Here is a 13,196-nt window from a genome sequence, read left to right on the forward strand (position 1 = left end):
GAATCATGCAAGAAAACGGATTAGTATCAAAATATACCTGTAAAAAATATCGTGCTAATACAGAACAAAGCAACGAATCAACAGTAAGTAATCAACTTAATCGTGAGTTTACCGTAGGCCAACAACGAAAAGTGTTAGTGACTGATTTAACTTATGTGAGAGTAAAACAACAATGGCATTACCTTTGTGTGATTATTGATGTAAGCAATCGAGAAATCGTGGGACGAAGTGCTGGAAAACATAAAAATGCTCAACTGGTTATGGATGCTATCAGCCAAATCCCTATTAACTTAAATTCAGTTGAGTTATTTCATTCAGATAGAGGAAAAGAATTTGATAATCATCTCCTTGATGAATGTTTAAAGGAATTTGGCATTGAGCGTTCATTAAGCCATAAGGGATGCCCTTATGATAATGCTGTTGCTGAAGCAACATTTAAAGCGGTGAAAACTGAATTTGTGTCAAACACGATTTTTGATTCACTTGAACAACTCAGGTTGCAATTTAATCACTATGTGGATTGGTTTAATTACAATAGGCTTCATTCATCTTTAAATTACCAGTCACCCATTGAATATAAAATGAATCTATGACCTTATCTTTTTGGTACTAAAAAGTGTGGACATACCACGTTATTCCCTCATAGGTAATGGAAGGCCAAGTCAATTGGGTACCTTCCGATATATCTAAATCAAAATATAGGCCATTTGCGCCCGTGGTTGGGAAGTTAAGGTTATATGATGTCGGTATTATAGATTGAGGAAGAAAGCCCCTGTTTGGCTGCCAAATATTAGCTGGACCAGCAAATTTCCACCCATTAAAGCCTGGTTCATTATTTCCGCCAAGCCTCAAATTAGGCTTAGCATAAAGAACGGCTGGTGATGATTTTGGAATGATGTAGTAAGTCACTGTGCCAGCGTTAAAAGTACTACGATTAGGTACACCATACTGGGTACTTAAACTACTATTTGTATTACTTAACACTACTTTATAAGGCGCTCTAGCAATATCTAAAGTATCAGCGCGACCAACTACCTGATTATTTTTATCTGTAATATTAACGGTTAAGCTACCCATAGCCGTTACGCCATTAACCTCCTGCCCATCACCATCATCATCACCCCAATAATAATAAGGCGCATCAATAAGTGCTTTTAACTCTATCGTATCAGTTGTTGATGGTACTAACATGTCAACATCAGCAAAAGTCTCTCCAACACGAGGAAGTACGATTGGGTTTGTTGCTGAAGTATTAGTAATTGGAGTAATGGTAGTGCCATCTGATAAGGTAATAGCTAATAAATCTTCTGTATTTATCACTTTTGTTTTACCGTTATTAAACGTTAAATAAGGCGCACTACCTTGAATCGTGTTTGTTGTGGTAGCTGATAATGCCTGAGAATCGAACGAAAACGGCAATAGCAATAACAGGGATAATGTTATAGGGAATTTTACTAATATTAATGAAGTGAACGAGAAAACCTGTCTACAATAGTGATTTAATAGATTTAAAACATAAAGCTGCTGCGTTCTATCGCGGTAATGCACAAAATACTCCTTTCCTCAATTACTTATCTGTTTTATTTAACTCTGTTATAACTTTTTGCTAGTAAAATAAGTTAAATTAATTTGTTATCACCTGAATTATAACGTTTGAAAAAAAATTGACCACTTTTGCGATTAAAATATTTGTAAGGATTTGTTAAGAATGGTCCCGCATAAAAAATTAAATGACTAATGAACAAATAGTATTAGCCAATATTTATGCTTTTTGAATAATTTGGAACAAACACGAAGTGTACCGAATGAATAGCTGACAAAACTAAATATTAAACGCTAAATCAAGTTGTGAAAATTTTTACTTAGATCTTGTGATAACGCTTAATAATTTATAAATAAAAAATAGATGATAGCATAATTATCAATAATCTATATCAATAAATTAGCTAATAAATCCACTATTTTTTGTGTTTTTTTATTGACATACTGGTCTATTAATTTTCAAATTTGAAACCGCTTTATTCATCTGTTTGATCATATCTTTTGGACTTTGAGCAATGTAAACTTTGCCACCAGTGGCATTAGCAATACAGTCTATTTTGTGTTCACCGGCAATATCAACGATATTAATTTTTAACCTAGGCTTTTGCGTAGCAATATAATTCGCTAAGGTGCAAATGTTATTTTTTGTACAATTATCTTCGCCGTCACTAATAATAAGTATATAGTCATCACGTTTTACACCATCTAACATTTTGCTGGCTTTTTCTAGCCCGTTATATAAAGGTGTCCCTCCCCCTCCTGCTGCAGTTGGTGTTAATTTTTTAATTTTACGCTTTAGTGTTCCTCGGTTAGCATAATTATAAAATGGCGAAACATATGCTGCTGGGCAATTTGTTAGTGTCACAAGCGAGATATCAATGTTCGGTTGTATCTTATCAATGCTTGATGTAGCCACACTCTTACTACTTGATAAACGAGTTGGTAAGCGCGTCATTCGCTTTTCGTATTGGATTCTTTCCTGCTCGGACATATTCCTATAACCATAAGTCAAATATTGAAAATATTGCTCCACTTCTGATGGCGATTCATTCAATGTCACCGTCATGGATAATGAATTATCAAACACAATTGCCATTTTAGATGGATTAGGATCTTTATTCATCTCTTCTTTGGTTATACAGTTAGGTGGATTTTTTACCTTTGGTGCTGGCTCAGGTACAGGCACTGTCTCTGGTTTAGGCTCAGATGTTACAATTGGCGCAGGTTCTGATGTCGGCAAAAGATCTTGTGGTTCAACAACTGGCTCTGTTTTAGGTTCTACTTGTTTTGTTTCAACAGATGATGAAATAACTGGCGCTGGCTGCTGAGGGGCAACTGCTTTTTCTTTATCAAAGGGGTAAAATAAATACCAAAGGAAACTAGACAAACCAAGCAGTAATAAAGCTAAAAGTAAAAAATGCCACCAACGCCAAAATGGTTTAGGCACAATAACAGGAGCCGGTGCGGGCATAACAGGCTCTTCAAAGGCATTAATAATAACAGGATCTTCATTTATAACATAAATCTGATTACCTAAACTCTTAATTCTTGGAAGCCAAAACGAAATTAAACGCTGATCTTCATCGCTTAAGATCATCAATTTAACAGCTTGTTCAATATCATTAATACGTGTTTGTAATTTCTTAGCTATTTGATTTTTATGTGATTCATTAGCAATACTATCAAGTAAAACAGGTTGACCTTCAAGATTAGTATACCAGCCAATATATTTATTGTTATCAATTAACTTTGGTGTTGCTAAAATTGAAAACGTACGATCAGTTAAATGTGACTTTAGTAATAGTAGTAAGGATTTATATTGGTTTAGTAGAGAAATCTTCTCTGAATTATTATGTTCAAAGACAGTTCTAGTTATTCGTTGCATTACTAATTTAATCCCTTACATTTTACCTTTACACTAAAGCTACATTAATTTTAAAACATGCTCATAAGCAGAAATACAATTAATGCTATATGCATTTATATAATATTATTTCAACATAATTATTCACATAGCGGTTTGCTAATATTCATACTTGAAACAGCATTGTTCATTTGTTCAACTATTTGTTTTGGGCTTTGAGCTACATAAACTTCACCACCAGTTTGCTCTGCCACACAATCAATTTTATGTTGCCCAGCAATATCCACAATATTTATCTTTAAACGTGGCTGTTGGGTAGCGATTTTGCTCGCTAACGAACAAATATTAGCCTTGGTACAATTGTCTTGACCATCACTAATAACTAATATGTAATCATCACGGTTTACGCCATCAAGCATTTTGCTGGCTTGTTTTATCCCACTATATAATGGTGTTGCGCTGTTATCATCTAGTGGTTTTAACTTGTTGATTTTATTCTTTAAGTTACTTCTATTATCATAACTATAAAACGGTGTAGTTTGTGCTACAGGGCAAGCTGAGAGTGTAACTAATGCTATATTAACGTTTGCTTGAATTTTATCAATGCTTGCTAATGCAACTTCTTTGCTACTTGATAACCGATTAGGCAGGCGTGTCATGCGTTTTTCATAGGCATCAGCGTCTTCTAGCGACATTGAATAGAAATCAGTGTTCAAATATTTATTAATAGAATCTTGAGATTCCATCAGCGTCAATGACATTGATGCTGAATTGTCAAATATCATAACCATTTTAGGTGCATCACTGTTACTGACAATCTCTTCACGAGCAACACAATTTTTAGGTGCAATGGCCGTTGGCTCTGATGTCGATTTTACAACTGGTTCAACTTCTTCTTTGCGAGGTTCAACAACAGGTTCTGGTTTCTTTTCTTCTACTGGTTGAGTAATGGCTGGCTCAGCAACTTGAGCCACAGGCTTTTGTTTTCCATATGGGCAAAATAAATACCAAAGGAGCCCAAACAAACCAAGCAATAATAAAGCTAAAAGTAAAAAATGCCACCAGCGCCAAAATGTTTTTGGTGGAATAATAGGAGGTGGCGCGGGAGGCAAAATCGGATCTTCAAAGCTATTAATGATAACGGGTTCATCATTAATAACATAAATAGGGTTACCTAAGCTTTTAATTCTAGGCAACCATGATGAAATAAATCCCTGCTGCTCAGCAGTTATTGGCATTGACTTAACTGCTGACTCGATATCGTTAATACGATCTTGCAATGTTTTTTCTATCTTACTTTTCTGTGATTGATTACAAATCTCACTCAATAAGACAGCTTGCCCTTCTAAAAGAGTATACCAACCAATATATTGATTATCGTTAATCAATCTCGGTATAGCTAAAATTGAAAAAGTACGATCAGTTAAATGTGGCTCTAGCAGCGCTAACAAAGAGTTATATTGATCTAATAAAGACATCTTTTCGGAATCATGGTGTTCAAAAGCTATCCGAGTTATTCGCTGCATTATTAATTTAATCCCTTATAGTTTAATTTTATACTAAAACTGTACTCATTTTGAAACAGGCCCATAAACAGAAATACAAATGATGCTATATACATTTATATAGCATCATTTAAAAATAATTATTCGCATAGCGGTTTGCTAATATTCATACTTGAAACGGCGCTATTCATTTGTGCAACTATCTGTGCTGGGCTTTGAGCTACATAGACTTTACCGCCAGTTTTATTAGCTACACAATCAATTTTATGCTTCCCAGCAATATCCACAATATTTATCTTTAAACGCGGTTGTTGAGTGGCTATTTTGCTCGCTAACGAACAAATATTAGCTTTGGTACAATTGTCTTGGCCATCACTAATCACTAATATGTAATCATCACGGTTTACACCATCAAGCATTTTGCTGGCTTGCTTTATGCCACTATATAATGGCGTTGCGCTGTTATTATCTAGTGGTTTTAACCTGTTAATTTTATTTTTTAACTTACTTCTATTGTCATAACTATAAAACGGTGTAGTTTGTGCTACAGGACAAGATGAGAGTGTGACTAATGCAATATCAACGTTTGCTTGTATTTTATCAATGCTTGCTAATGCTACTTTTTTACTACTTGATAACCGATTAGGCAGGCGTGTCATGCGTTTTATATAAGCCTCGGCTTCTTCTGGCGACATTAAATCATCTGTATTCAAGAATTTATTAATAGCTGCTTGAGACTCCATCAATGTAAACATCATTGATGCTGAATTATCAAATATCATAACCATTTTAGGTGCGTCACTGTTACTGACAATCTCTTCACGGGCGATACAGCTCTTAGGTGCAACGACCGTTGGCTTTGAAGTTGGTTCTGAAGTTGACTCTGATGTTGATTTTACAACTGGTTCAACTTCTTCTTTGCGGGGTTCCACAACAGGTTCTGGTTTCTTTTCTTCTACTGGTTGAGTAATGGCTGGTTCAGCAACTTGAGCCGCAGGCTTTTGTTTTTCATATGGGCAAAATAGATACAAAAGGAGGCCAAACAAACCAAGCAATAATAAAGCTAAAAGTAAAAAATGCCACCAGCGCCAAAATGGTTTTGGTGGAATAACAGGAGGTGGCGCGGGAGGCAAAATCGGATCTTCAAAGTTATTAATGATAACGGGTTCGTCATTAATAACATAAATAGGGTTACCTAAGCTTTTAATTCTAGGTAACCATGATGAAATAAATCCTTGCTGCTCAGCAGTTATTGGCATTGACTTAACCACTGCTTCGATATCGTTAATACGATCTTGCAATGTTTTTTCTATCTTACTTTTCTGTGATTGATTACAAATCTCACTCAATAAGACAGCTTGCCCTTCTAAAAGGGTATACCAACCAATATATTGATTATCGTTAATCAATCTCGGTATAGCTAAAATTGAAAAAGTACGCTCGGCTAAATGTGGCTCTAGCAGCGCTAACAAAGAATTATATTGATCTAATAAAGACATCTTTTCGGAATTATTATGATCACACATAAATCTTGCTATTCGCTGCATTGCGTAACTGTTTCCTTTTATTTCTTCTACTGTTATAAAAAAGCGATTAAACAAAAATTTATATATTTAATGCCTTTTGCAACTGTTGAAGTTTTTTGTTTAACGTTTCTAACTCAACTTGCTTTTCAATTTGTGAATTATTTGAGTTGTTAGCTTTTTTTAGTTGCTGTTCAATGTCTTTAACTTGAGCTTGTAGATCATCACGACCTTTAGCCTTTTGTTTAACTTCGTTTGTTAATTTAGTTAAATCATTTTTCAATTTTTGTTGTTGCGCTTGTTTTTGTTTAACACTTAATGAGGTATCGTTTTTTTGTTTTTCAATTGCCGCATAGATTTCTTTAAATTGCTGATTGGCTCTTACTTCATTTTCCAGAATTTGCTTTTTCTGATCGATCCGAGCTTGGTAATTTCCTGAATAATTACAGCTAATTTTATCCATAATACCAATGTTAGCATTAGTCGGATCGCACTGTTCGGGAGTTGTTGAGCAACCAGCTAAAAAAATAAGCGGGCTAAGTAATAGAAGATGTGTTTTTTTCATAATTAGCTAACCTTAACTGCTGAACGTTGTTGTGTAACAAGATTAATTTGATTTTCAAGTACTGTAATTTGTTTATGTAATTGACTTATTTGTTTATCGAGTTTTGATACATTAACGCCTGATTGTTGTTCTTGAGAAGAGATTAAAACCCAGTCATTTTCAACTTTTCTCATGCGTTTTAATTTATCATTTAAGTAGGCAATATTAGCATCAATTTGCGTTAAATCATTTTTAGCTTGTCTTTTGTTTAACGTATCTTTTTTGATTTGATTATTTAACACTTTAAGAGTCGCTAAATTTTTATCCAACACAGCTTTAGCTGTTTCGGTTACTGCTTGAACTTCGTAAGTATTTTGTTGAATGTCTTGGATGTAAACATCAAGGCGCATTTCGGCATTAGCATATTCTGCTCGTTTACTGTCAAGATAATAGTTAGCGCCCATCATCACACCACAACCAACCGCAGCTGATGCAATACAAACGCCAGCTTTTCCACCTGCTAACATACAACCAATACCGCCTAAACCCGCGCCAACAGCACAAGACTGCCATGCTGATTTACTAAAAAACTTAGCTGTGTTACTTTTTGTTAAAGCAGGGTCGGCATTTCTAGAGCTGACTCCTCCTCCGCCTTGGCAGCCAGTTAAAATAAGCGATACACACAAAAACAGCGTTACTATAATTTTATTCATCATTTTTTTCCTTTTATTTCATTGCATGTTTGTAGCCAAGCTGATCTCGCAATTTTCCCCGATTCAATATATTGATTAATATGTTTGAAATAGAGTTTTAAATAGTCACTCATATTAGCTTTGCCACTATTTTCTAAAATAAATTGAGTAGAGTTAACTTGATCATTAATAGTAATTTTCTCGTAATTTGACGCAGTATTAACAATAGTATCGGAATAATATTTCAATATAAAGTCCCGAGCATTTTTAGACTCATCAACAACTTGTTTCAAATTATCTAGCTTCACTTTTGAACACATATTGTCATCATCTAAAGTATCGCTTTCTTTTGGATCACAAACTTCATTAGCCATTGTTCTATATAAATTGTCATTATACTCAAATTTACTGCTTAAATCTGAAACATTCGCACACAAAAATGCACCTAACTGTAATGCTGACTGAATGGATCGATCTCGTTGTTCATCACGAGCTTGGTTAGCACTACGTAACAGTGTATTAAGTTGATTTAATTCTTTTTTTGTTTTCTCGTCTTCCACTTGTTTGGTGATTTTTTCAAGCTCACTAACAACATTAGCATTTTCTGAGCTTTCCGTTTCGCTACCTAATTGGTTCCATTCTTTTTCTAACTCTTTGATTTTATCACTAGAATTAATCACTTCTGTTGTATAAACCAAACGAAACCCAACATCTTTACTCTTATAAGCACCTTTATCATCATAAAAAGGTTTTTCGGTACGAAAAGCACTGGTAGTTGATGATTCAGGTGTCAAATAACTACCACCACGAACCGTCATACCGCCTTGTTGGCCATGATAGCGATCGAGTTTATTCATTCGAAACGAATCAAACATCATTTCGCTTGCGTTACCTAAGATATCAAACAAATCTAACGGATTAGGTTCAAGCCGTCCAATAAGTTGTAATTTTCCATTAGCTGACTTGGCACCAGAAAACCACGCGTAATTTTCAAGATTACCCGTCATTGGGAACCGTGATTCACGAAATTCTGATTCGGTTACTTTCGAACCACCTCGTGCAGCATATTCCCATTCGGTATTATTCGGTAAACGGACATAACCATTAGGCAAACTAATTGATTTTAGCTTTGACCGATTTTCAATTAACCAACGATTATATTTATTTGTAAAAGCTATAGCATCAAACCAACTAATATCAGTGATAGGAAAAGAGAGGTTCACTTTAGGTATTGGGCAGGTGTCATTCATTACAGATTGATATTGCAATACGGTAATTTCATATTTACCTATCAAATAGTACCGTTCTTTACCTGCATCAGAAAAACTTCCTGCTATATAGTTGGGTGTCGCATATTCAGCAAAACCAAGCTCTTTTTGATTACTTCCTAAAATAACTTTGACATCATCTAACGATTTATTGGTAGGAGTAAATACCTTTTTCATCACTAAACTACCATCACACGGCATGGGTAAAATGACATCATCTTTGGCTGGTTTGGGATTATAAAATTTACTGTCCCAAGGCTCAGCAAAGCTTAATGAGGGAAGTAAGCTTATTGTAGCCAATCCCCAATAAGCCAATCGAATACATTGGGGATAACTATGCTTCACGTAAGCTTTCTGCTGGTTGAATTTTAATAGCACGTCGCCCTCCTATAACCACAACGCCGCTTGATATAAATAAAGTCAGTAAAAAAGCAACGATAAGATGATAAAATTGTAATTGACTCACCACGGATTGTGAAATCAAATTTTTACCTAAAACTAAATTAAAGGCACTATTTCCTAATCCAAAAAGCACACAAGAGATAACAAAAGCTAAACAACTTAAAATCATTGCTTGATTGATTAAATAAAGCATAATGCTTTTTGAACGAAATCCAAGTAATCGCATAAAGGCAATATCTTTACGTTTACGTTCAATATTCGATAAAAATGCCCCTGTAAATGACAAAATACACCCTAAAACAGCTGTAATTGCAATGACACTAAAAATAAAATTGAGCACTCGATCGATTGCTTGCATGTTTTCAATCGCGTTAGCTTGTGTACGCGTTTCTATATTTTTTTCTCGTAATTTAAACGCTAATGGGGCGACATTATCTAGTGAATTGGCATAAATACGGGCTCGCGCAAATGAAGTATGTTTTGGTGGATTTGATTGCCCAGTAGACGTTAAAAAAATATCACTTTGGTAGCCATCATAAAAATCTTCCATGGCAATAAGTAAATCTAAAGAAACAAAAGCAGCTGCTCGACTATAACGACTCTCGGGAATAATACCTACCACATCTAATGTGGTTATGCCTTTTTCCAGTTTTCCATCAAGCTGCCTTGTTATCACCATTTTCACACGACTACCGATAGTTGCTTGCATTTTTTCTGCCGATAATGCACTTAATATAATTTGATTTTTATTATTAAGCAAAGGCGTAGCTTCTGTTATTGGATCACCTGTAGCCGTAGGAATAATTTCGGCATTATTCACAAAATGACTCGCATCTTTCATTAAATCAGCTTGTGTATTTAATGAGCGTGTTAGAGAAATAACAAAAGCCGTTTCAGGCTGTTTTTTTATCCACTCAAACATTTCACTCGTGAATTGTAAATTACCAACGATTTTGACTTCTAAATTTTGTGGATCATTAAGTAATTGTTCTCTAAGTTGAGAAACCACACCATATTTTAAGCTAAATAACAATAATAATGGCGTAATCACTGAGATCACCGAGGCGATAATACAAAACGAAACTTTTTTGTCATACCATAAGTCAGCTAAAGATAAGCGAGTAACAAGTAACCATTTTAATATTGCTTTAGTCATTTTTTACACCTTATCTTGTAATGGTAAAAATACTGAGGATTGAGGGGAAATTAAGTTAGCTGATAAAGTAAATAACCCTTTGCTTGCAATGCGTTGCCAATCGTGCGTTACAATCATCACAGCAATATTGTCTTGCTGAGCTTGCTCAATAATTAAATCAAAAAGTAAACTTGCATTATAGGGATCCAATGCCGAGGTTGGCTCATCGGCAAGTAATAACGCCGGTTTATGAATAATGGAACGAATAAAAGAAGCACGTTGCCTTTCACCAATAGATAACTGTTTAGGATATTTATTTAGCAAATGGTCAATTTTAAGTTTTTGCACTAAATAATCAAACCGGCTGTTATCCACTTTTTTTTGTAATAACTTCAATGATAATAAAATGTTATCACGAACAGTCAAAAAAGGCAGTAATCCACCTGTTTGTAACATAAAACCCAAATACTGAGCTCGAATATCAGCCAGCTTATCAAGCTGGTTTTGCTCGATTAGCGTTGCAATGTCGATTGCATAATTATCAACAATCAATTTATAGTGGCTAATTTCATCTGGTTTTAAAATCATTCCTACCATTTCAAGTAATGTGCTTTTGCCTGCACCACTATCGCCCTGAATAACAACAACTTCACCAGCTTTGACGGTTAGCTCAGGCAGGCAAACACTAAAAAAGGATTTACCTGTTGAGCGTAAAATAGATAACTGCTTAATAGTTAACATATGTCTAAGGCAACATTTCTAATGGGATAGGATAAACATTTTCGCGAGGGTCGCTACCTTCGGCTAATGAAATCCAACGATCGACATCGGCATTGCATTTTTTATAGTAACGAATTTTACTATTTAAATTACGGATAAATTTTTCTTGCTCAAGTCCGCTCATGCTTTTCCAAGTATCTTGATCAAGCCCTGTCACATCACTTTTATATGGAATGTTATCTAGATATTCACCAAGCAGACCTAAGTCAGCAATTTTGGTCACCGAATCTGATTTTAATTTACTTGGATCTTGCCCCATCGCAGCAGCAACAGAGCGAAGCTGGGAAAACATATCATCGGCTGAAATTAACCCATCATTAGCCGCATTAGCAATTTTGCTGACAATATCACTCAAATCACTAAGTTGCGATTTAGTTAATAATATACGAGGCTCCGCTGTTGGAATCGTCGGTTTAGCGAAATCTTTATCTGCAATCCAGGCTTTAAAAACGGTTGGCGCTTTAGTCCCCTTGGTATCGCCTAAATAAGCTAACTGCATGGCCTTACTGAGTAGCAATGCATCTTTTAACATGTCAGAATTATCATCTTTTGCATTAAGTGCATTGCCGACAGAAGCCTCGCCTTTATACGCAAGCTTAACTTGTTCTGATAAGGCTTTTGCCAGCAAGTCAACTTTTTGGCCAAACTGATGTACATCTCCCGCATTAACAGGATAATAAAGCGATTTATGAATGAAATCATTATAAGTTAGATCCGAATATTGCGTTGCAGCAATCTGATGATCTTTTTCACCACTTGGCGTTTTTAAATGTAGTGCGTAAATAGCTACGCCCTTATGCTGAGCTTCAAGTCTTAATTGCGCAGCATCCATTCCTGTACTAGAAAGTTTATCATCACCGGGAATTGCACTAGCATCTGTTATCAAAATCATGTAACGCGCGCCAAAGCTATTCCAATTAATATCATTTAATGCTTGAGCGACCCCAGCATAAGAATCTTCGGCAAAATATGCGGTTGATACAGAAGCTTGTTTAAGCGAAGCGCTTAGCTGTTTAAAATCCTCTTTATCTTTTACTTTATTGGGATCGGCAAAAAGTTTAGAAACAAATTCAAGTTTATCCGAGGCCTTTAAACTCGATCGAAATGAAACCAATCCAAATTTAACTTGATCTTGTAAATTTTCTTTTTCAATGTGCTGATAAACTCGCGTTACCGCTTCTTTAGTTCTTGAAATATAAGGATCCATTGAAATAGTGGAATCAATAACAAACACAATGGCGGCTTTAAATGGAGCAACTTGATTAGTGCTATCATCAGTAGTTTGGCCATTAGCTGGTTTTGTATTATTTTTTACCAATGAATCCTGTTTACTTACTGATGCTACTTCTAGCACTCGCTCATAAAAACCTTGCCCATTCATAACCTCTTCACCTTGTAAAATAGGTAATAAATAGAAGTTACTTTTAAAATCAACAAACTCTTTAGGCTCTTGAGCAACCACATCTGAAGCTGGCTTATTGGCTTTTAACTTGTCACGAATAGGCTTTAATAAAACCTCTGGCTTATCAGCATCAACAATAGCGGTTAATGCAGCCTTATCTTTGAAAAATAACAAAGGATCACGATCAACAGGGTTTGTAAAAACTAATGCCATTTGCATATTCCAAGCAACTGCACATGAATTATTAATCCAACCTATCGCTTTTCCATAAGAATCAGGCCCAACTTTAAGCCATTGCTGATTATTGTCGTTTTTACGTTCATAAACATAATAGCGTGAAAATGCTGGCACAGATTTGCCGGTAGGATCCGTAATATTATTTTTTAATTCACACGTTGGTGTGCTTAATACACGCTGATATAAGGTTTTTTTACCTTCTTGTTTGAGCGGTTCAGCTGCCGAAGCTATCCAAGGTACACAAGCGAGGCTTAGACCAATAACGAGTTTTGAAATTGCTATTTTTTTCATATCCTTTCCTC

At 35.2% G+C, this 13,196-nt stretch carries 11 protein-coding genes; 1 reads left to right on the top strand and 10 read right to left on the bottom strand.

Annotation, left to right across the window (positions count from 1 at the left end; all coding sequences use genetic code 11):
- Window positions 1-593, top strand: a 593-nt coding sequence (locus A9G42_RS02590) for an IS3 family transposase (protein WP_065652556.1), incomplete at its 5' end; no start/stop codon positions are given.
- Window positions 594-609: 16 nt separating this feature from the next.
- Here A9G42_RS02590 and A9G42_RS02595 read toward each other — a convergent pair.
- From A9G42_RS02595 to A9G42_RS02640, 10 genes are all read right to left on the bottom strand, one after another.
- Window positions 610-1,548: a hypothetical protein gene (locus tag A9G42_RS02595; RefSeq protein WP_065652557.1), complete on the bottom strand. Its 939-nt coding sequence runs from the start codon at window positions 1,546-1,548 to the stop codon at window positions 610-612.
- Window positions 1,549-1,975: 427 nt separating this feature from the next.
- Entirely contained in the window at window positions 1,976-3,427 is a 1,452-nt protein-coding gene (locus A9G42_RS02600; protein WP_065652558.1) for a VWA domain-containing protein, read from the bottom strand.
- Between the two features lie 119 nt (window positions 3,428-3,546).
- The gene (locus A9G42_RS02605; RefSeq protein WP_065652559.1) at window positions 3,547-4,932 is read right to left on the bottom strand and encodes a VWA domain-containing protein; all 1,386 of its coding nucleotides are present in this window, start codon (window positions 4,930-4,932) and stop codon (window positions 3,547-3,549) included.
- A gap of 119 nt (window positions 4,933-5,051) precedes the next feature.
- Window positions 5,052-6,458, bottom strand: a complete 1,407-nt coding sequence (locus tag A9G42_RS02610) for a VWA domain-containing protein (RefSeq protein WP_065652560.1) — start codon at window positions 6,456-6,458, stop codon at window positions 5,052-5,054.
- Between the two features lie 58 nt (window positions 6,459-6,516).
- Window positions 6,517-6,999 carry a hypothetical protein gene (locus tag A9G42_RS02615; RefSeq protein ID WP_065652561.1) on the bottom strand — a complete coding sequence of 161 codons (483 nt, stop codon included), beginning with the start codon at window positions 6,997-6,999 and terminating at the stop codon, window positions 6,517-6,519.
- A 2-nt stretch (window positions 7,000-7,001) separates the two neighbouring features.
- Window positions 7,002-7,691 carry a hypothetical protein gene (locus A9G42_RS02620; RefSeq protein ID WP_065568395.1) on the bottom strand — a complete coding sequence of 230 codons (690 nt, stop codon included), beginning with the start codon at window positions 7,689-7,691 and terminating at the stop codon, window positions 7,002-7,004.
- Window positions 7,691-9,316 carry an SUMF1/EgtB/PvdO family nonheme iron enzyme gene (locus tag A9G42_RS02625; protein ID WP_218837744.1) on the bottom strand — a complete coding sequence of 542 codons (1,626 nt, stop codon included), beginning with the start codon at window positions 9,314-9,316 and terminating at the stop codon, window positions 7,691-7,693. Before A9G42_RS02625 ends, A9G42_RS02620 begins: the two co-directional genes overlap by 1 nt.
- Window positions 9,273-10,496 (bottom strand): ABC transporter permease, encoded by a 1,224-nt coding sequence (locus A9G42_RS02630; RefSeq protein WP_065652562.1) that lies wholly within the window; start codon window positions 10,494-10,496, stop codon window positions 9,273-9,275. Before A9G42_RS02630 ends, A9G42_RS02625 begins: the two co-directional genes overlap by 44 nt.
- A 3-nt stretch (window positions 10,497-10,499) precedes the next feature.
- Window positions 10,500-11,216 carry an ABC transporter ATP-binding protein gene (locus tag A9G42_RS02635; protein ID WP_065652563.1) on the bottom strand — a complete coding sequence of 239 codons (717 nt, stop codon included), beginning with the start codon at window positions 11,214-11,216 and terminating at the stop codon, window positions 10,500-10,502.
- A 4-nt stretch (window positions 11,217-11,220) separates the two neighbouring features.
- A complete protein-coding gene (locus A9G42_RS02640; RefSeq protein WP_065652564.1) occupies window positions 11,221-13,185 on the bottom strand; it encodes a vWA domain-containing protein in 1,965 nt (654 codons plus the stop codon).
- Window positions 13,186-13,196: the final 11 nt, after the last annotated feature.

It is taken from the genome of Gilliamella sp. Nev6-6, from assembly GCF_001690605.1.
GTDB classification, from domain to species: domain Bacteria; phylum Pseudomonadota; class Gammaproteobacteria; order Enterobacterales; family Orbaceae; genus Gilliamella; species Gilliamella apicola_C.